Origin of the sequence: Pseudomonas sp. SLFW, assembly GCF_009905615.1 — a bacterium.
Lineage (GTDB): Bacteria > Pseudomonadota > Gammaproteobacteria > Pseudomonadales > Pseudomonadaceae > Aquipseudomonas > Aquipseudomonas bambusae.
Map to the genome: position 1 here is coordinate 1 of NZ_JAAAKW010000016.1, position 18,289 is coordinate 18,289.

At 60.2% G+C, this 18,289-nt stretch carries 19 protein-coding genes; 8 read left to right on the top strand and 11 right to left on the bottom strand.

Annotated elements, in window-relative coordinates; genetic code table 11:
- From GVN17_RS22870 to GVN17_RS22885, 4 genes are all read right to left on the bottom strand, one after another.
- Positions 1–969 (bottom strand): sugar ABC transporter substrate-binding protein (locus GVN17_RS22870; RefSeq protein ID WP_218576370.1); only part of this gene is annotated, 969 nt, incomplete at its 3' end.
- Between the two features lie 53 nt (positions 970–1,022).
- On the bottom strand, positions 1,023–2,069 hold the full coding sequence (locus tag GVN17_RS22875; RefSeq protein WP_166597538.1) for an ABC transporter permease: 1,047 nt from the start codon (positions 2,067–2,069) through the stop codon (positions 1,023–1,025).
- A gap of 1 nt (position 2,070) precedes the next feature.
- On the bottom strand, positions 2,071–3,033 hold the full coding sequence (locus GVN17_RS22880) for an ABC transporter permease (protein WP_166597539.1): 963 nt from the start codon (positions 3,031–3,033) through the stop codon (positions 2,071–2,073).
- A complete protein-coding gene (locus GVN17_RS22885) occupies positions 3,030–4,577 on the bottom strand; it encodes a sugar ABC transporter ATP-binding protein (RefSeq protein WP_218576371.1) in 1,548 nt (515 codons plus the stop codon). Before GVN17_RS22885 ends, GVN17_RS22880 begins: the two co-directional genes overlap by 4 nt.
- Before the next feature lie 429 nt (positions 4,578–5,006).
- Here GVN17_RS22885 and GVN17_RS22890 point away from each other — a divergent pair, with 429 nt between their 5' ends.
- Positions 5,007–6,695 carry an NAD-dependent malic enzyme gene (locus GVN17_RS22890; protein ID WP_166597540.1) on the top strand — a complete coding sequence of 563 codons (1,689 nt, stop codon included), beginning with the start codon at positions 5,007–5,009 and terminating at the stop codon, positions 6,693–6,695.
- Between the two features lie 113 nt (positions 6,696–6,808).
- Here the strand turns inward: GVN17_RS22890 and GVN17_RS22895 are convergent, their stop codons facing one another.
- Both GVN17_RS22895 and GVN17_RS22900 read right to left on the bottom strand, forming a co-directional pair.
- Positions 6,809–7,126, bottom strand: a complete 318-nt coding sequence (locus GVN17_RS22895; RefSeq protein ID WP_166597541.1) for a DNA-binding transcriptional regulator — start codon at positions 7,124–7,126, stop codon at positions 6,809–6,811.
- The gene (locus tag GVN17_RS22900; RefSeq protein ID WP_166597542.1) at positions 7,123–7,467 is read right to left on the bottom strand and encodes a toxin; all 345 of its coding nucleotides are present in this window, start codon (positions 7,465–7,467) and stop codon (positions 7,123–7,125) included. Before GVN17_RS22900 ends, GVN17_RS22895 begins: the two co-directional genes overlap by 4 nt.
- A 249-nt stretch (positions 7,468–7,716) precedes the next feature.
- On the opposite strand from GVN17_RS22900, the gene GVN17_RS22905 reads away from it, so the two are divergent.
- From GVN17_RS22905 to GVN17_RS22925, 5 genes are all read left to right on the top strand, one after another.
- On the top strand, positions 7,717–9,366 hold the full coding sequence (locus GVN17_RS22905) for a phosphoethanolamine transferase (RefSeq protein ID WP_166597543.1): 1,650 nt from the start codon (positions 7,717–7,719) through the stop codon (positions 9,364–9,366).
- Positions 9,359–10,021, top strand: coding sequence for a class I SAM-dependent methyltransferase (locus GVN17_RS22910; protein ID WP_256665347.1), 663 nt, complete (start codon positions 9,359–9,361; stop codon positions 10,019–10,021). The genes GVN17_RS22905 and GVN17_RS22910 overlap by 8 nt, the downstream gene beginning before the upstream one ends.
- Positions 10,022–10,158: 137 nt before the next feature.
- On the top strand, positions 10,159–11,292 hold the full coding sequence (gene rnd / locus GVN17_RS22915; RefSeq protein ID WP_166597545.1) for a ribonuclease D: 1,134 nt from the start codon (positions 10,159–10,161) through the stop codon (positions 11,290–11,292).
- Positions 11,289–11,582: a YcgL domain-containing protein gene (locus GVN17_RS22920; RefSeq protein ID WP_166597546.1), complete on the top strand. Its 294-nt coding sequence runs from the start codon at positions 11,289–11,291 to the stop codon at positions 11,580–11,582. Before rnd ends, GVN17_RS22920 begins: the two co-directional genes overlap by 4 nt.
- A gap of 132 nt (positions 11,583–11,714) precedes the next feature.
- A complete protein-coding gene (locus GVN17_RS22925; protein WP_166597547.1) occupies positions 11,715–12,647 on the top strand; it encodes a D-2-hydroxyacid dehydrogenase in 933 nt (310 codons plus the stop codon).
- A 423-nt stretch (positions 12,648–13,070) separates the two neighbouring features.
- On the opposite strand, the gene GVN17_RS22930 is transcribed toward GVN17_RS22925, so the two are convergent.
- Positions 13,071–13,664: a nitroreductase family protein gene (locus GVN17_RS22930; RefSeq protein ID WP_166597548.1), complete on the bottom strand. Its 594-nt coding sequence runs from the start codon at positions 13,662–13,664 to the stop codon at positions 13,071–13,073.
- A gap of 283 nt (positions 13,665–13,947) precedes the next feature.
- On the opposite strand from GVN17_RS22930, the gene GVN17_RS22935 reads away from it, so the two are divergent.
- Both GVN17_RS22935 and GVN17_RS22940 read left to right on the top strand, forming a co-directional pair.
- Positions 13,948–14,397 carry a YcgN family cysteine cluster protein gene (locus tag GVN17_RS22935; RefSeq protein ID WP_166597549.1) on the top strand — a complete coding sequence of 150 codons (450 nt, stop codon included), beginning with the start codon at positions 13,948–13,950 and terminating at the stop codon, positions 14,395–14,397.
- A gap of 85 nt (positions 14,398–14,482) precedes the next feature.
- Positions 14,483–15,697: a hypothetical protein gene (locus GVN17_RS22940; RefSeq protein ID WP_166597647.1), complete on the top strand. Its 1,215-nt coding sequence runs from the start codon at positions 14,483–14,485 to the stop codon at positions 15,695–15,697.
- A 213-nt stretch (positions 15,698–15,910) separates the two neighbouring features.
- Here GVN17_RS22940 and GVN17_RS22945 read toward each other — a convergent pair whose 3' ends face one another.
- The 4 genes from GVN17_RS22945 to GVN17_RS22960 all read right to left on the bottom strand — a co-directional run bounded on the left by GVN17_RS22945 (position 15,911) and on the right by GVN17_RS22960 (position 18,248).
- Entirely contained in the window at positions 15,911–16,282 is a 372-nt protein-coding gene (locus tag GVN17_RS22945) for a DUF2892 domain-containing protein (RefSeq protein ID WP_166597550.1), read from the bottom strand.
- 84 nt (positions 16,283–16,366) lie between these two features.
- Positions 16,367–16,855 (bottom strand): RNA methyltransferase, encoded by a 489-nt coding sequence (locus GVN17_RS22950; protein ID WP_166597551.1) that lies wholly within the window; start codon positions 16,853–16,855, stop codon positions 16,367–16,369.
- A 112-nt stretch (positions 16,856–16,967) separates the two neighbouring features.
- A complete protein-coding gene (locus tag GVN17_RS22955) occupies positions 16,968–17,345 on the bottom strand; it encodes a YajD family HNH nuclease (RefSeq protein WP_166597552.1) in 378 nt (125 codons plus the stop codon).
- A 210-nt stretch (positions 17,346–17,555) separates the two neighbouring features.
- A complete protein-coding gene (locus tag GVN17_RS22960; protein WP_166597553.1) occupies positions 17,556–18,248 on the bottom strand; it encodes a spermidine synthase in 693 nt (230 codons plus the stop codon).
- Positions 18,249–18,289: the final 41 nt, after the last annotated feature.

Genomic DNA, 18,289 nt, shown 5'->3' on the forward strand with positions numbered 1-18,289 from the left:
CACTTTGTCGGCAGGCACCCAAGGCAGCGCGTACTCGATGTTGTGGACTTTCATCTCACGCTTGCCTTGCAGCTGCTCCATCATCAGCTTGAACGCGAGACCGGCTGCCGCCGGTGGCGAACCGGACGACACGCCGCGCAGCCCTTTGGCCTGATAGTCGGGATTGGCCAGGCCCAGGCGGAAGCCGTTGGAGTTTTCACCGGTCATCGGCACCAGCTTGTGGTTGGCCGCGAGCAGCGCTTTGAGCGCGCCGTTCTCGCCCGCCTGCGCCCAGATGCCTTCGACGTCCGGGTGCGCGGCGAGGGCCTTGGCGGTTTCCTGTTGAGTGGTGCGGTCGTCCCAATAGCCGTAATACTCGGCGACGATCTGAATGCCGGGGTATTTCTTGAACACGCTCATCGCGCCGTCGTAGTGACGCTTGTCCACCGAGTTGCCGGGCACGCCACGGCTCAGGAAAATCTTGCCTTTGCCATGCAGTTCGTTGACCAGTGCCTGAGCGGTGTTTTCGCCGAAACCGGCGGTGATGTAGCTGACGTTGTACGCGCACGGCTCGGTGACCGTGGCGTCATACATGTAGAAGAGGGTGCCTTTTTCACAGCCGCGTTTGACCGTTCGGTTCAACGCGGTGGGGGAGACCGGAAAGCTCACCACGCCATCGGCGCCCGCCGCGATCATGCTCTCGTAGGCCGAGATTTGCGCCTGCACGTCGGTGCCCGAAATCACCTCGCGCAGTTCGACCATTTTGTCGTACGGCGGGGTCTTGGCCAGCGCCTTCACCAGATTCGCCGCTTCGGATTGCCAGGCGTTGCCGCTGTAGCTGAGGCTCAGGTAAATAATGTAATGATCCTTCACCGCCGCGTTCGCCGTCAGCGGCATCGCCCCGAGCATCAACGGAGCGATCACCCCGGCTAGCAGCGCCGTCATTTTGCCGCGCAGCCGGGACACCTTGAATTCACGTGCTCTCTTCATTTTCATCCGCCTTTTGGTTGTTGTTAGCCGTTATGAAATTCGGTGAAGGTCGTTCAGGTCTTGCGTTTGGAGTGCCTCAGCGAGCGCAGCCAGTCCATTGCACCTTCGTGCTGGAGCAGAATGGCCAAGAGGATGATTGCCCCGGAAATGACCGTCCTCCAGCCTTGGGAAAAGCCGAGGCTGGAGATGATCATGTCCAGGATGGTGAGCAGCAGGGCACCGGCCAGGGTACCGATGAAACTGCCGCGACCGCCGCTGATGGACGATCCGCCGATCACCACGGCCGCCACGGAGGGCAATAGATACGGGTCACCCATGCGCAACGTCGCGCCGTTGGAGTACCCCACCAGCAGCATGCCGGTGATGCCTGCGAGCACGGCGCACAACGCGTACGTCATGACCGTGAGGCGCAAGGTGTGCAGCCCGGCGAAACGTGCGGCGGTCGGGTTGGAGCCAAGCGCGTAAAGCCGGGTGCCAAAGCGGGTGCGCGATTGCACGATGAAAGCGATCACGGCGCCGACGACCGTGAACAGTACGATCACCGGAATCCCCGCCACACGACCGCTCATGAGCCAGATGAACGCCTTGGGCGATACACCGTTGGGCGAGCCGCCCGTGGCGCCGAGGCAGAGGCTGTAAACGATGATGCCCATCGCCAGGGTCATGATGAACGCCGGGACCTTGAACACGCCGATGCCCAGCCCGTTGACGACCCCGACCACCGCACAGACGCCCAGCACCGCGCAGGTTTTGAGTACACCGCCGTCAGCACCGACCCACACCGCCGTTAGAATGCCGCCCAAGGTGATGACCGAAGGAATGGACAAATCGAGCCCGCCAATCAGCACCACCAGGCCTTGTCCAAAGGCAACCACCACCAGAAACGAGCACAGGATCAGGATCGTCTCCAGTTGCTGATAACCCCCTGCGTTGGGGTTGATCCATTTCGCCGCCAGCAGTGCCAGCACGCACAGCATGAAAACGCCGACGATGTTCAGGGTTTCACGGGAGACCCGCGAGGACTTGCGATGGTCGGTGGCGACGTCGTTCACGGGGGCTGCCTGTCGGGTATCAGTCGATTCGATTCGTGCGCTCGTCATGTCAGGCCCTCCGTTGGTTGAACCATTCGCCGGCGTTCATCAGGCTGACCGCGACGATCATGACGATGCCCTGCAGCAGGCCGATGTAGAACGATTGCACACCGATGGAGAACAGCAGTTTCTGCAACAACATCAAGCTCGCTGCGCCGATGATGCTGCCGGTGAGCCCGCCCATGCCGCCGCGAAACGACGTGCCGCCCAACGCGATGGCGGCGAAGGTCAGGAGCAACAGCGTGTTGCCTGCATTCGGGTTGCCGGTGGCGGTTTGTGCAGACAGCATGTAGCCGCTCAGGCCGTAGAGGGCACCTGCAATCACGAAGGCCAGACAGCGCGTACGTTGCACCTGAATGCCGGACAACGCGGCGGCGTGTTCATCCTGGCCGACCGCGTACAGTGCGACGCCGAAATTGGTCTTGCGTAACAGGGCCCACAGTGCGACGACGGCCAGCAGCACCAGCCCGGACACCGGAATGCCGCCCACGGTGTCGGTCAGCGTTTCGCTCAGCCATTCCGCGACCGAGCCGCCCGGCGCATCCAGAATCACCAGCGCCAGACCGCCGGTCATGATCATCGTCGCCAACGTCACGGCGATGGACTGAAAGCGGCCGTAGGCGACCAGCACACCGTTCACTAAACCGACCAGCGCACCGATGCCAAGGGCGATTCCGAGGCTGACCAACGCGCCCGTCGCGTCTTCCAGCGGGTAGCTCGCCAGAATCACATTGACCAGCGAGATCACCCCCGCGACCGACAGATCGAACCCCTTCAGCAGCACGATCAGCGTGCCCCCCGCGGCGGCAATCGCAAGCGGCGAGGCGTTGTTCACCAGATCGCTGAACGCGGACACACTCAATGCGCTGCGCTCCACGCTGGCGTAGGCCACGAACAGCACGACATACAGCAGCGCCGCCGTGCCAGCGCCGCTTTTGGAAAAACGTTTGAGGCGGGAAGACAGTGTGCTCATGCCGCTTCTCCTTCGCCGTGTCGGCGGTGCCCTGTCGCGGCGGCGACCAGACGGGTCTCCTCAATGGCCTCGCCTTCGAGTTCGGCCGCGATCCGGCCCTCGTAGATCACCAGACAGCGATCACTCAAGCGCACCAGCTCGGCCAGTTCGGAAGAGTAAAGAAGCACCGCGCCGCCTTTGCGCGCGAAATCTTCGATGGCCAGATAAAGGGCCTGTTTGGTGCCGACATCGACGCCCCTTGTCGGGTCGAACAGCAGCAGCGTGTTGGCCCCGGTCAGCAGCACCCGTCCCAGCAGGGCTTTCTGCTGATTGCCACCGGACAGCTCGTTGATGCGGAAATCCAGATAGCGCTCTTGAAGATCGACCTGACTGGCCACGCGAGTCGCCAGTTGACGTTCGCTTTTGCGCGACACCAGCCCCATCCAACCGATGCGATCCAGCGCCGACACCGCCATGTTGGAGCGCACGGCCAAGTCGGCAAAGATGCCTTGGGTCTTGCGCTCTTCGGGCAACAGCGCGACCTGGATGCCCGCCGCGAGGGCGGCGGATGGGGAATTAATCGACGCGGGCTTGCCGTCGACCTTGATCTCTCCTGCGCGCTTGGGAATCAACCCGTACAGGGCGTGAAACAGATCGCATTGGCCTTGGCCGTCGAGACCGGCCACGCCGACGATTTGACCGGGGTAAAGCTTGAGATTGAGGTGCTTGACCATCCCGGCATCCAGCCCGGCGACCTCAAGCCTCGGCCTCTGCCGTGAAGCTTCTGACGCGCTCAGGCTGGCGTTCCTGGCCGTGGCGGCCATGCGCTGGCCAACCATCATTTCGAATATCTTCGCGTCGTCGGTGTGTTGAAGGTCGGTGGTGCCAATGCTGCACCCGCTGCGCAACACCGTGGCCCGGCTGCACAACTGGCGAATTTCGTTGAGGCGGTGCGAGATATACAAGACGGCGGTGCCCTTGGCGGTTTCCTTGCGGATCAGGTCGAACAGCCAGTCGGTGGAGGGCAGCACCGCGGTCGGTTCGTCGAGGATCAGCAGGGAAGGGCGGTGACTCAGGGCTCTGACGATCTCCAGCCGCTGTCGATCGGCCAGGGACAATTCGCTGACCAGCAGGGTCGGGTCCAGCTCGCCAAGCCCGAACGCGGTCAATGTGTCGAGGGCCGCCTGGGTGTTTCGTGACCTGGAGTTCAAACCCGCCCAACCTTTGCTCTGCTTGGGCAAGGCGAGGTTTTCTGCGACGGTCAGGTTGGAGAGCAGGCTGAGTTCCTGAAAGGCCGTGGTCACGCCGTTGGCGCGGGCCTGCAGAATGGAGCGGGGCGCGTAGGGGCGGGCGTCGAACTGCATCGTCCCCTGGTTCGGCGTCACGACGCCGGTGAGTATCTTCACCAGCGTGGACTTGCCCGCGCCGTTTTCGCCGAGCAGCGCGTGCACCTCGCCCGGATAGATCTGAAAACTGACGCCGCCAAGGGCGTGGGTCGGTCCGTAAGACTTGCACAGGCCTTCGACCTGCAATATCGGATTCTGAGGGTGTTCGGACGCCTGCATCGCCATCACCTGCTGTTTTTTTTATTGTTCTATCCGGACAGCGCCCGACCGCTGAAGTCAGCGGGTTTGCGCTGTGGTGGTCTGCGTCGCAATCCGGATTGCAAGGGGTTTGCATACGCATGCATCGGAGTCTAGGAGCAACCTCTCGAAGTGGTCAAGAATATTCGGACGCATTGGCGGTCGATCAGCGTTCAGGGTTCCTGACAAGGGTTTCACTGGGCAACTGCCATCGTGCTGCGCCATCATTTGGTCATCGTTCAAGCGACAAAATGTCGCAATTGCGTCGAGACGAGTAAGATAGGCACCCTGATTTTTCATCTCCCCCCATTTTTTCGGACGGAACCTGCGTCGAGCGTCGTGAAAAACCGACCTCCGGGGTTTCCTTTCGAGCCCGTATTGACAGAGCAAATAGAGAAAAGGCGATTACTGATGACCAAGACCTCGCGACCTTTGTATATCTCCTACGCTGGCCCGTCGTTGCTGGAGATGCCACTCCTCAACAAGGGCAGCGCGTTCACGCCGCAAGAACGTGTGGATTTCAACCTCATCGGCCTGCTGCCGCAAAACGTTGAAACCATCGAAGAACAGTCGACCCGCGCCTACAGCCAATACCAGCAGTGCGCGAGCGATCTCGACAAGCACATCTACCTGCGGTCGATCCAGGACAACAACGAAACCCTGTTCTTCCGGCTGCTGGACTCGCATCTGGAAGAGATGCTGCCAATCATCTACACCCCGACCGTGGGTCAGGCGTGTCAGGAATTCTCCAAGATTTACCGCACTCACCGCGGTCTGTTCATTTCCTACCCGGATCGCGACCGCATCGACGACATCCTGCGCAGCGCGACGAAAGACCGCATCAAGATCATCGTGGTCACCGACAGCGAGCGCATTCTCGGCCTGGGCGACCAGGGCATCGGCGGCATGGGCATCCCGATTGGCAAGCTTTCGCTTTACACCGCGTGTGGCGGCGTCAGCCCGGCGTACACCCTGCCGATCGTGCTGGACGTGGGCACCAACAATCAGGAACTGCTGGACGACCCGATGTACATGGGCTGGCGCAACAAGCGCGTGACCGGCAAAGAATACGAAGACTTCATCGCGCTGTTCATCGAAGCCGTCCAGCGTCGCTGGCCTGACGTGCTGTTGCAGTTCGAAGACTTCGCCCAGACCAACGCCATGCCGTTGCTGGAGAAATACCGCGACGAGCTGTGCTGCTTCAACGACGACATTCAGGGCACCGCCTCCGTCGCCGTGGGTACGCTGCTCGCGGCGTGCAAGGCCAAGAGCGAAACCCTGGGCCAACAGCGCGTGGTGTTCCTGGGCGCTGGTTCCGCGGGTTGCGGCATCGCCGAGCACATCATCGCGGCCATGGTCATCGAAGGCCTGAGCGAAGCCGAAGCGCGCAAGCGCGTGATGATGGTTGACCGTTTCGGCTTGCTGACTGACAGCATGGACAACCTGCTGGACTTCCAGAAAAACCTCGCGCAAAAAGCAGGTGATGTGACGGGCTGGTCGAGTGGTTCGGGCTACCCAGAGCTGCTGGACGTGGTCACCAACGGCAAGCCGACCGTGCTGATCGGCGTGTCGGGCCAGCGCGGCCTGTTCACCGAGCAGATCATCCGCGAAATGCACAAACACTGCGCCAAGCCGCTGGTGATGCCGCTGTCGAACCCGACCTCGAAAGTGGAAGTCACACCGCAGGAAGTCCTGACCTGGACCAACGGCGACGCGCTGGTCGCAACCGGCAGTCCGTTTGCGCCTGTGACTGTAGGCGATCGCACGTTCCACATCGCGCAGTGCAACAACTCCTACATCTTCCCGGGCATCGGCCTGGGCGTCATCGCGGCCAAAGCCACGCGCATCACCGACAAAATGCTCATGGCCGCGTCGAATGCACTGGCTGAATGCTCGCCGATAGTCACCGGCAAAGGCGACGCGGTCCTGCCGCCGTTGAAGGAAATCCAGTCCGTCAGCAAGAAAATCGCCCTGGCCGTGGCCAAACAGGCACAAGCCGAAAACGTCGCGCTGGAAACCACCGAAGAGATGCTGGTGGACGCCATCGAACGTAACTTCTGGATGCCGAACTACCGTAGCTATCGTCGTAGCGCGGTGTAAGCGAGGCATGCCTCGCTGGAGAACGTGACTGTCGACGCCGCCTTGGCGGCTTCTGCACGTGATTAGCGGTGGACCTGAAACCGCCCCACGGCAACGTAGGGCGGTTTTTTTGTTCACACCGCGTTGAGGCGATCAACCATGTCCGGGAATTTATCGACCAGCCTGATCAGCAGCGCCGCCTGGGCGTTAGGCCTGGACTTCTCTTGCTCCCAGTTACGCAGTGTGCTGGCGCTGGTGCGAATGCGTCTGGCGAATACGTTCTGCGACATATGCAAACGCTCCCGCAGAGCGATGATTTCCTGAGCCGAAACGTCTGGCGCTGGTTTTTCCAGGAACGTATCGCTACGCAGGGTAATTTTTCCTTGTCGATGCGCGGCCATTTCCTCGACACCTTGCATCATCTCTGCGAATAGATCGCGTTTTTTGCTCATTGCGTGCCTCGTTTCTTCAGTTCCGAGAGGATGACTTCCTTCAATTGGCGTTCTTGATCGGAAGACAGTTTCTCAAGCTCGTCCTTGTCGTAGATGGAGAACATCCAGAATTGCCCGTCACTGAGCAACCAGTAATAGATCATTCTCAGCCCACCCCGTTTGCCTTTTCCTCTTCGCGAGTCCGGCCAGCGCAGCTTCCGGAATCCTCCGGTTCTCGGCATCAGATCCCCCATGGTAGGGTTTGCCATTAACGCTAGCGGAAGTGTGCGATAAGCCTCTTCGTCCAGATAGTCGGGACGGAGGCAGCTGAAAGCCGACGTTTCAAAAAATACAGCATCCATAGAAATATACGCAAATCGATTATGGTTGTGAGTGAGTGCCGCTACCTTACCCCCAAGCCAACGCTCTCTCATTCAGATTTTTGCCACGATCTGTTGCGCAGATTCTTGCTGCAAAAAAGCCGTCAAACCCCACCTTTTGTTCTCATCCTTTTCACAAAAAATTGATGGCCCTCTGCCTAAAGTTTGCGATGTCGAAGAAGCGTTTTCGTTTTTGATCGGCATTCTCTTTTCAGGCACGCAGATCCCTCCATGCTGAACGTAAAAGCAGTTCGTCCCGAGCTCGTGACCGTGCTCGCCAGTGTTTTTTTGCTGGTCGGGTTTAACCTGACGCTGTGGCAGCACCTGTTTACCATTACCGACTTCAACGGTAAGGGGCTGTTATTGCGTGGCGCGTTTGCCGTGATGGTTTTTTGTGCCTTTAATATTTTTCTGACGTTGTTTGCCTTCAAGAAGGTATTAAAGCCGGTGTTGATCGCTTTATTCATGATCAGCGCGGGTGTCGCGTATTACATGGGCGAATACGGGGTCATGATCGATTCAGGGATGTTTCGCAACTTCGCGGAGACCAACATCACCGAAGTTCAAGGGTTGCTGTCGTTAAAACTGTTTATTTATCTGTTTGCACTGGGCGTCGTGCCGTCCGTGGTGCTGTGGAAGGTGCCGGTCAACTACCGTCGCTGGCCGCGCGAAGTGTTGAGCAAAGTGGTCGTGAGTGCCGTCTGCTCGTGCGTGATCGGTGGCGTGGCGCTGATGAACTATCAAGGGCTGGCGTCGCTGTTTCGCAACCATCACGAACTGCGCCTGATAGTGGTGCCAAGCAATTACATCGGTGCGTCGGTGGGTTACGTGAGCGAGCAGATCAAATCCGCGCAGAAGCCGTTCGTCAGCATCGGCCAGGACGCGCAACTGGCCAGCGACTGGCAGCAACACCCGCGTAAGTCCCTCACCGTACTGGTGGTCGGCGAGAGTGCCCGGGCCGAGAACTTCGGCATTCTGGGCTACAGCCGCGACACCACGCCGCAATTGAAGAAAGAGCCCGGTCTGCTGACCTTTACCGATGTTCACTCCTGTGGCACCGAAACCGCTGTGTCGGTGCCGTGCATGTTCTCCAACATGGGGCGCAAGGATTACGACGCGAGCACCGCGAAGAACGAGGAGGGCATGCTCGACGTGCTCAAGCGCGCCGGTCTCGACGTGATCTGGCGCGATAACCAGTCGGGCTGCAAAGGCACCTGCGACCGTGTCACCCTGCAAGATGTCAGTAACCTCAAGGACCCGTCGTTGTGCGCCAATAACGAGTGCCGCGACGAGATCCTGCTGCAGGGCTTGCAGCACTTTATCGACACGCTGGACAAGGACACCGTGTTGGTCCTGCACCAAATGGGCAGCCATGGCCCTGAGTACTTCAAGCGTTATCCAAAAGAATTCGAGAAATTCACACCGGTGTGTGAAAGCAATGCCCTGAATAATTGCTCGCGGGAAAGTATCGTCAACGGATACGACAATACTTTGCTGTACACCGACCATGTATTGGCGACGCTCATCGATATTCTGCGCAGCAACCAGAATAAAGTGGACACCGCGATGCTGTATCTGTCCGATCACGGCGAGTCGCTGGGGGAATACAACTTGTTCCTGCATGGCACGCCTTACATGTTGGCGCCGGATCAGCAAAAACACGTACCGATGATTGCCTGGTTCTCCGACAACTATCAGCAGTCGTTTGCGGTAAACACTCATTGTTTGCAAAAAGAACGCAACGCACCGTTGAGCCAGGACAATCTGTTCCATTCGATGCTGGGCCTGCTGAAAGTGCACACCCAAGTCTATAACCCGGCGCTGGACATGTTTGCCGGCTGCCGGGGGATTTATACGGATGGGGTACTGGCGAATGAGTGAACACACCACCGACCAGCACCCGGCGCAGCAGTACGTGCAGCGCCATGAGCAGGGATTGGCCAGACGCTTGAGCCTTTGGCGCGACGCCCAACTGGCCCGTCAGGCGCTGCGCGATGCGGGCGAACCGGGGCTGGTGCTCGACGTGCCCTCTGGGTCCGGGCGTTTCTGGCCAATTCTGGCCGAGCACTCGAATCGGGTGATTCTGGCGGCGGACCCCTCCACCGACATGCTTGAAATCGCTGAAGCGCAGTCGAGTGCCGAGGTGCGCAAGCGGATTCGCACGTTCCAGAGTTCGGCGTTTTCAATCGGGCTGTCGGAGAACGCGGTCGATTGCATCTTTTGCATGCGGCTGTTCCATCACGTGGCGGATCGGGAAAAACGCCAGGCCATCCTTGAGGAGTTCTATCGCGTCACCCGCGACACGGCCATTGTTGCGCTGTGGGTGGACGGCAACATCAAGGCGTGGCGACGCAAGCGTCAAGAATGCCAAAGGCTCGCTTCGGGCAATTCGACTGCCGTGCGCAATCGCTTCGTGGTGTGCCGCGCCGACATTGAGTCAGAGTTTGCCGAGGCCGGGTTCAGGATCATCGGTCACCACGATTTTCTTCCCGGCTACGCCATGTGGCGGGTGTACGTATTGAGCAAAAACGGCTGAACGATCCGATGGACGGTCGCGGTTCACCCTCCCGTCGCCAAACACGGAAGATGAAGTTGTTCGAGACTTGTAGGACGGATGCCCGGTAAACGCTCATAGCGATATATACTGCGCGCCATTCTTCAAGGGAGAGCCGTGTGGCCATCGATATTCACTGGATTCGCGACGACGACAGCCTCGCCCGACACTGCGCAGAGTGGCAGACGCTGCCATTCGTTGCCCTCGACACCGAATTCATGCGGGTCGATACCTTCTATCCCATCGCCGCGCTCTTGCAGATCGGCGACGGGTCGCGCGCCTACCTGATCGACCCGTTGCTGATCAACGCGTGGAAACCCCTGGCCGCCCTGCTGGAAAACCCTGACGTCATTAAAGTTGTTCATGCCTGCAGCGAAGACCTTGAAGTCCTGTTGCGCCTCACGGGCAGCCTGCCCGCGCCGCTGTTCGACACCCAGCTCGCCGCCGCCTATCTGAACCTCGGATTCTCGATGGGCTACTCGCGCTTGGTGCAGGAAGTCCTGAACATCGAGCTGCCCAAAGGCGAAACCCGCTCGGACTGGCTGCAACGTCCGCTTTCGGACACGCAAATCAGCTACGCCGCCGAAGACGCCGTGCACCTGGCCGAGGTCTACAGCCTGCTGCGCCCGCGCTTGTCCGATAAAAAATACGCCTGGGTGTTGGAAGACGGCGCCGAACTGGTCGCCAACCTGCGGCGGGAAACCGATCCCTACGAGGTCTATCGCGACGCCAAGCTGGCGTGGAAACTGTCCCGTGCCCAGTTGAGCGTGCTGCGCGAACTCTGCGCCTGGCGCGAGCAGCAGGCCCGCCTGCGCAATCAGCCGCGCAATCGGGTGCTGCGTGAGCATTCGTTGTGGCCGCTGGCAAAGACCCAGCCCGATAACCTCGGGGCGTTGGCGAAAATTGAAGACATGCACCCCAAGACCGTGCGTCAGGATGGCGAGTTTCTGCTGGACCTGATCAAAAAAGCTGGCAGTGTCACCCCCGATCTGTGGCCGCCAGCCTTGCCTGAGCCGTTGCCGATTGAAGCGTCGAACGTACTGAAGAGCCTGCGCGCCATTGGCCAGCAGCAAGCCGAGCACCTCGACATGGCGCCGGAGCTGATGCTGCGCAAGAAGACGCTCGAAGCCCTGCTCAAGACCGGTTACCCAGACGGTCCCTATAAACTGCCCGATTCGTTGCGTGGCTGGCGCCGCGAATTGATGGGCCAGATGCTGCTCGACAGCCTGGCCAACGCCGGAGAACAGCCTTGAAACGTATTTGCTCCATTTATCGCAGCCCACGCAGAAATGAAATGTACCTCTATGTGCTCAAGAGCGATGCGCTTGAGCGCGTGCCGGTCGAACTGCTGAGCGCATTCGGCAAGCCGCACCACGCGTTCGATCTGGTCCTCTCCCCGGAGCGCGCGCTGGCCCGTGAAGACATTCACGCAGTGCTGGCGAATCTGGAAAAGCAGGGCTATCACCTGCAAATGCCGCCGGCCGAAGATGAGTACATCGAGCACCTGCCTGAAGAGTTGCTGCGCCGCAACGACCCGGTCTGATTCACTTTCGACCCTGCAAGTCATCGCAGGGGTTTACCGGACCGCCGAGCGTTTCTGGCCTGTTTTTTTTGAGCGAGCGTCAAGGGCCAGACGCCATGCGGTCGCCTGTCCGTTTTTGTGAGTTTTGAATCCATGCGCGTTCTGATCGCCGAACACGATTACCCCGTTTATACCGAACTCCTCCGCAACGCTGCTCCTGACCTTGAAGTGCTGAGCAGCGGCGACTCCGCCGAGCTGTCAAAAATGGCGGCTGATACGCCGATCTGGCTGGGCCAGCCTGACTTGCTCGCCAACCTGCTGCGTCAGGGTCATAAGCCGCAGTGGCTGCAATCGACTTGGGCCGGGGTCACCCCCTTGCTCGCGCCTGGCCTCAACCGCGACTACCGATTGACCCGTGCCGTGGGCATCTTCGGTCAAGTGATGGCCGAATTCGTCCTGACTTACATGCTGGTGCATGAGCGCGAAGTGCTGGCGCGGCTGGTCAGCCAGGTCGAGCGCAAGTGGGACGACCGTATGGGTCACAGCCTGGCGGGGCGCAAGGCGCTGATCGTCGGCACCGGCGACATTGGCGTCAGCGTTGCGCAGTTCCTGCTGCCGTTTGGCGTGCAGGTGTCGGGCGTTGCATCGACTGCCCGTGACCAGGCGCCGTTCGTGGAAGTTGGCTCGATGGACGATTTGCCACGTCTGGTGGGCGAAGCGGATTTCGTGATCAACCTGCTGCCAAACACGGCACAGACCCACGATATCTACGACGCGAAGCTGTTCGCCCAATTCAAGCCGTCGTCGTTGTTCATCAACGTTGGACGCGGCGTAGCGGTAGTGGATGCCGACCTGGTCAATGCCTTGAAGGAAGGGCACCTGGCGGGCGCGGTGATCGACGTGTGCCGTCAGGAGCCGCTGCCGCAACGTCACCCGTTCTGGACCGCGTGGGGCCTGCTGCTGACCGGCCACAGCTCCGCGCCGACCTCGCCACCGGCCATGACCCAATTGTTCGTAGAGAACCTGAGAGCGTTCAACGCGGGTGAGCCGCTGCGCGGATTGGTGGATTTCGCGAAGGGGTATTGAGGCGGGAGGCTGATCTGACTGATGCGCCGCAATGTTTGCGGCCTGAAGCGGACCTGACTGATGCGCCGCAATGTTTGCGGCCTGAAGCGGACCTGACTGATCTGGCCTCCCAAAAATGGATCAGGCGACAGAGATGTGTCGGCTGTAACGCCTATTCGCGAATGAATTCGCTCCCACAGGAGAGCAGCGGCGCCAGGATGTTTGTGGCCTGACGCGGATCTACCTGTAGGAGCGAATTCATTCGCGAAAGATGGATCAGGCGACAGAGATGCGTCGGCTGTAACGCCTATTTGCGAATGGATTCGCTCCTACAGGAGAGCACCAGCGCCGCAATGTTCTCGGCCTGACGCCGATCCAACTGTGGGAGCGAATTTATTCGCGAAAGATGGATCAGGCGATACAAATGCGTCGGATGTAAGGGCCTTACAAACTGAAATCCCCTTCAGCCGCCAATTCCCCCACCGGACGGCGCGGGCTTGGGGTTTCGCGGGCTTGCAGGTACTCGGGCAGGGTCGATTTATCGCCCAGTTTGCCAATCGCCACCGCTGCGTGAATGGCGTAACCCTCTGGAATCTTCAATTCCTTGCGAGTCTTCTCCTGATCGAAACCGGCCATGCCGTGGGTATGCCAGCCGCTCAGGCTCGCTTGCAGCGCCAGGTGACCCCATGCCGAACCGGTGTCGAAGGTGTGCCACAGCGCAGGCGTTTCTTCAGTGGCGCCTGGTGCGGTGAAGGTGGTCTTGGAAATCACGATCACCAGCGCCGACGCGTGCTTCGCCCAGCCTTGGTTGAATTCCACCAGCAGGCTCAGAAAGCGCTCCCAGTTCGGCGTGTCGCGGCGCGCATAGAGGAAGCGCCACGGCTGCGAGTTATACGCGGACGGCGCCCAGCGTGCGGCCTCGAAGAAACTCAGCAGGGTTTCCTGCGGAATGCTCTCGCCGGTAAAGGCGCGAGGCGACCAGCGATCGGTGAATTGCGAATGAATGGCGTAGTCGGCAATGCGGGAGTTGTCGCTCATGGAAATTCCGGTCCTGAAAAAAGTGAAGTGACCGCCCGCCAGCGAACGTGGCGAACGGGATCAATCAGATGGGCCGTGGACGGCAGGCATCATCGAAACAGGATGAGTCTGATGCGGGTGTCGCGAAGGATTGGAGCCCGTATTCGCGAGGGCATAAAGCTACTGCGACTGCCTGACGCTGACAAGCCCGCGTGTACCGACAGTCGCCAGCGCTTGGCCCCGCGTGCCCTGTGCCACTAGACTGGCGGCCTTTTCATCACCCGATACCGATTCCTTCGAAATCATGGCCGCCAAAGTCGAACCGTTCTGGATGCGCAAAACCCTCGATCAACTTGACCCGGTCGAGTGGGAATCCCTGTGCGACGGCTGCGGCCTGTGCTGCCTGCAGAAACTCGAAGACGAGGACGACGGCAGCGTCTATTACACGCGCGTCGCCTGCCAGTTGCTCGACCTGAACACCTGTCAATGCACCGATTATCCGAATCGTCGCGCACTGGTGCCGGATTGCATTCAACTCACGCCGGGTCAGGCCGATGAATTCAAGTGGTTGCCGCCCACCTGCGGCTACCGATTGGTCAGCGAAGGCAAAGACCTTCCGCTCTGGCACCACTTGGTGTGCGGGGATCGGGAGCAAGTGCACAAACAACGCATTTCCCAGTCAGGCCGGATGCTCAGCGAAAAGAGCGTCGCCGAGGACGACTGGGAGGATTACCTGATCTTCCGCGCTGGCTGAGCTGTTGTGAGCTAACCCCGATCCAAAAGCCTGTCGCAACAGGAGTGGTCTACTCGTGCGTTATCAACTGCCGCTGTGTGCTGCGATGCTTGCGTTGGGCCTGGCGATGTCTGTTCCGGCCAGCGCCGCGAAGAACGTCGATCTCGATTATCACGTCACCTTGCTGCCGCAGAGTGATCAGGCTGAAGTGCGCCTGACGCTGGAGCAGGGCAGCGCCGTGCGCAGCCTGGACATGAACCTCGGCCAGAAGGGCTACTTCAGTGACTTCACCGCCGATGGCCAATGGATCGCGGGGCCGGAAGGGCGCGGGGTGTGGAAGCCTGCATCGGGGAAGGCCACGCTGACCTGGCGTGTGAAAATCAATCGTCACACCGCCGACGCAATGCCCGAAAAACCGCGCTACGACAGTCGCATGACCCCTGACTGGGCGTTGTTTCGTGGCGAAGACCTGGTGCCGCGCGCCCGTCTTGATCAGCAGGAAGGTGTGCATTTGCATGCGCGCTTGACCGTCGATCTGCCCACCGGCTGGAAAAACGTGGAAAGCTCATGGCCGCGCATTGGCAAGAATCGCTTCCGCATCGACAACGTGTCACGTCTGTTCGATCGGCCTACGGGCTGGATGCTGGCGGGCAATCTGGTCAATCGCCGTGCACACCTCGGTGACACCGACGTCACCGTCAGCGCGCCGAAAGGGCAGGGCATGCGGCGGATGGAAACCCTGACGCTGCTGACGTTCGTCTGGCCGAAGCTGCAGGCCGTCTTCCCGCGAATTCCGGGCAAGCTGCTGGTGGTGGGCGCGGCGGACGGCATGGCACGCAATGCCAGCGCCGGTCACGATTCAATCTACCTCAACAGCACCCGGCCACTGATCAGCGAGAGCGGCGCCAGCCCCTTGCTGTGGGAACTGGTGCAGGTGTTTGCGCGCATTCGCACCAAGGACCGCAGCGACTGGATCAGGGCGGGCATCGCCGAGTATTACTCGGTCGAGCTGCTGCGTCGGGCCGGGGGCATGAGCGAGGACCGGTATCAGGACTGGCAATCGATCATGACGCGGGTCGGGCGCAAGGTAACGACCTTGCGCGGCGAGCGGGTCGATGCGGCCATGACGGCCCGTGCGGCATTGCTGATGGGGACCTTGGATCAGGAAATTCGGCGCAAGACCAACGACCAGAAATCGCTGGATGATGTGGCACAGGGGTTGATGCGAATGGGCGCGGTGAGCACTGAGGACTTCGTGCAGATCAGCGCGGGGGTGATGGGGGAGTCGTCGAAGGTGCTGGCGAGCAATCTGCTGCAATGAGGAAAGGCTTTCCCATTTCCCCATAGCGGCTTGGTTGCGGGTTTGAGCGATCTCAAGGCCGCCTCAATCATCTGCCAAACGCGACTCGAACTGTAGGAGTGAGCTTGCTCGCGATCAGGCCGGATCAGAAAAGAATCCAGCGCGTGACCGACCGCTATCGCGAGCAAGCTCACTTCTACAGGGGACACGCGAATCAGTGAGAGTTTGTTTGGATCAAACGCCCTTCGGCCCTTTCACCGAATCGATGCTTTTCACCACTGCTTCTTCCGCCGCCACTTCGGCCTTGGTTTTCAGCTTGCTCAGTTCGGCGCCGGCCTCTTGAATGCGTGCGCGGGCCACGTTCATCTCGCTGCGGCTTTTTTCCAGCAGCGACTTGGCCGAGCAATGCCCTGTGATGCCGCGTGCGAGAACTGCGCCGCCAATGGCCAGCTGCACCAACCCGAAGATGCCGCCACGGCGCAGACCCTTGCCCATCATCAACACGCCACCGGCCAGCGAGCCGATGCGCTCCCACCCCTGTACGTTTTGCTCTGGAAGGTCGTGAAGCTGACGATCGACACGTTTAAGGATCGGGGTATCGCTCATGATGCGTTCTCCATGAAAGGTAAGGTCCCTAAAGCTGACTCTCGGGCGGGCAAACTGTTCAATGCGTTTGACGCGGGACGTTGATCAGGTGCGGTCGGTTTCGCGCCCGAATTGCGGGCCGGAGCGGGTGTTGTTGCCCTTGGCCATGCGGTCGTAAAGCACCACGTTGACGGTCGCCGCCAGGTTCATGCAACCGGTGGTGGGGATATAGACGACGTCTTCGCACCAGTCACGAATCTCCTTGTCGAGGGAACCGTCTTCCGGGCCGAAGATATAAATCGCACGGTCCGGGTGGGTGTATTCAGGCAACGAACGGGCGCCTTCCACCAGCTCGACGGCGACAGGCACGCAGCCGAGGGGGATGATTTTTCTCAGGTCATCGATGCCGATCAGCGGGATGTCCTGATGAATTTTCTTGGTGTCCGTCACGAAATCCCGGGCTCGCTCGTAGCGCTTGCCCGTGTAAAACACCGACGCCACGCCGTAACAGCCTGCCGCACGCATCACCGATCCGACGTTTTCCGGGGATTTAGGGTTGAACAAGCCGATGCAGGCATAGCGTTTGTTGGCCACGGGGGGAGATGCTCGTAAAAAAGGGGGCAGTTTCGAGGTTCGAGCTGCAAGCTGCAAGAAAAAGCAGTGAGCGGTGAACTCACGTGCACCGCTCTTGCTTGCAGCTCGTGGCTTACGCGTCGTCGCTGCTCTTCATCAGGCCAGCCAACGCGGCAAACGGGTTGTGCGTCGCCTTGGCTGTTTTCGGGCTGCTGGTCGAGCTGTCCGAGAAATACTGCTGGTCGGTGTAACGCGAATGCTCGTTGTCGTGGCAATACAGGCACAGCAGCTCCCAGTTGGAGCCGTCCTGCGGGTTGTTGTCGTGGTTGTGGTCGCGGTGATGCACGGTCAGTTCACTCAGGCGCTTGCCGGCAAACTCACGGGCGCAGCGGCCGCAGACGTGCGGGTACATGCGCAGGGCTTTATCGCGATACCCCATCTCACGGTCGCGTTGAGCGTCGGCGAGGATGCGGTCGAGTTTGGATGTGTTGGTCGGGGTTCCCGAACTCATGGTGTCACCTGTTTCGTGTGCTGTGGGCAATGGGGCGATTCTAACGCTTTGCGCGCGCGTCAGCCGTACAGACCGCGTGAAAACGTAGCGAGCGAAGGCAAGACAAGGCAAAAACAGGCGGGAAACGGCCGGGGTCGCGTCCGACTCTAGGTGTTCTAAATGAGCATTTCCCGCCTGTTTTTAACGCAGTATTGCCGAGCGCAGTAGTTTTCATGCGGTCTGTTTGAGTTTTTCGGCAATCCAGATCGTATGCCGTGTCCCTTTATTGCCGTGGGCGTAGACTTTGACCTCTTCGGCCTTGAACCCGGCCTTGCGCAGTTTGTCGCTGAACGCGGCGTCGGCGCTGGCGGACCACACGGCCAGCACGCCCTTGGGACGTAGCGCGGTGGCGCAAGCGGCCAGGCCACCCGCCGAGTACAGCCAGCTGTTGGCCTTTTGCGTCAGGCCTTCGGGGCCGTTGTCAACGTCGAGCATGATCGCATCGAAACCTTGATGCTCGCTTTTCAGCACCTGCGCCACGTCCTGGACGACCACCTTGGCGCGCGGGTCCTGCAACGGATTGCCCGATTTCTCACCCAACGGGCCGCGATTCCACTCGACCACACCGGGCACCAGCTCGGCCACCACCACTTCGCCATTCTTGCCCAGGTGCTTGAGCGCCGAGGCGAGGGTGAAGCCCATGCCCAGACCGCCGATCAGCACCCGTGGCTGCAAGCGCGAGGCGACCTTCTTGCAGGGGATTTCCGCCAACGCATCCTCGGAGCCGTGCATGCGCGTGTTCATCAACTGGCCGCCGTCGCCGCCCTGAATCTTGATCACGAAGTCTTCGCCGTACTCGAACAGGCATAAGGCGCCGCCGTTGTCGGGGATCGGGGTGGTGTCGAGCAGAACGAAACGTTTCATGAAAAACCCGGAGAAAGACGTGGCAAGGGCGCGGCGTGCAA

What these genes read in the sequence shown, in the direction of transcription:
- GVN17_RS22960 (WP_166597553.1), bottom strand. Translation starts at nt 18,248, where the DNA reads ATGAAACGTTTCGTTCTGCTCGACACCACCCCGATCCCCGACAACGGC.
- GVN17_RS22940 (WP_166597647.1), top strand. Translation starts at nt 14,483, where the DNA reads ATGCTTGCGTTGGGCCTGGCGATGTCTGTTCCGGCCAGCGCCGCGAAG.
- GVN17_RS22910 (WP_256665347.1), top strand. Translation starts at nt 9,359, where the DNA reads ATGAGTGAACACACCACCGACCAGCACCCGGCGCAGCAGTACGTGCAG.
- GVN17_RS22880 (WP_166597539.1), bottom strand. Translation starts at nt 3,033, where the DNA reads ATGAGCACACTGTCTTCCCGCCTCAAACGTTTTTCCAAAAGCGGCGCT.
- GVN17_RS22895 (WP_166597541.1), bottom strand. Translation starts at nt 7,126, where the DNA reads ATGAGCAAAAAACGCGATCTATTCGCAGAGATGATGCAAGGTGTCGAG.
- GVN17_RS22885 (WP_218576371.1), bottom strand. Translation starts at nt 4,577, where the DNA reads ATGCAGGCGTCCGAACACCCTCAGAATCCGATATTGCAGGTCGAAGGC.
- GVN17_RS22905 (WP_166597543.1), top strand. Translation starts at nt 7,717, where the DNA reads ATGCTGAACGTAAAAGCAGTTCGTCCCGAGCTCGTGACCGTGCTCGCC.
- GVN17_RS22875 (WP_166597538.1), bottom strand. Translation starts at nt 2,069, where the DNA reads ATGACGAGCGCACGAATCGAATCGACTGATACCCGACAGGCAGCCCCC.
- GVN17_RS22935 (WP_166597549.1), top strand. Translation starts at nt 13,948, where the DNA reads ATGGCCGCCAAAGTCGAACCGTTCTGGATGCGCAAAACCCTCGATCAA.
- GVN17_RS22930 (WP_166597548.1), bottom strand. Translation starts at nt 13,664, where the DNA reads ATGAGCGACAACTCCCGCATTGCCGACTACGCCATTCATTCGCAATTC.
- GVN17_RS22900 (WP_166597542.1), bottom strand. Translation starts at nt 7,467, where the DNA reads ATGGATGCTGTATTTTTTGAAACGTCGGCTTTCAGCTGCCTCCGTCCC.
- GVN17_RS22955 (WP_166597552.1), bottom strand. Translation starts at nt 17,345, where the DNA reads ATGAGTTCGGGAACCCCGACCAACACATCCAAACTCGACCGCATCCTC.
- GVN17_RS22890 (WP_166597540.1), top strand. Translation starts at nt 5,007, where the DNA reads ATGACCAAGACCTCGCGACCTTTGTATATCTCCTACGCTGGCCCGTCG.
- GVN17_RS22945 (WP_166597550.1), bottom strand. Translation starts at nt 16,282, where the DNA reads ATGAGCGATACCCCGATCCTTAAACGTGTCGATCGTCAGCTTCACGAC.
- GVN17_RS22925 (WP_166597547.1), top strand. Translation starts at nt 11,715, where the DNA reads ATGCGCGTTCTGATCGCCGAACACGATTACCCCGTTTATACCGAACTC.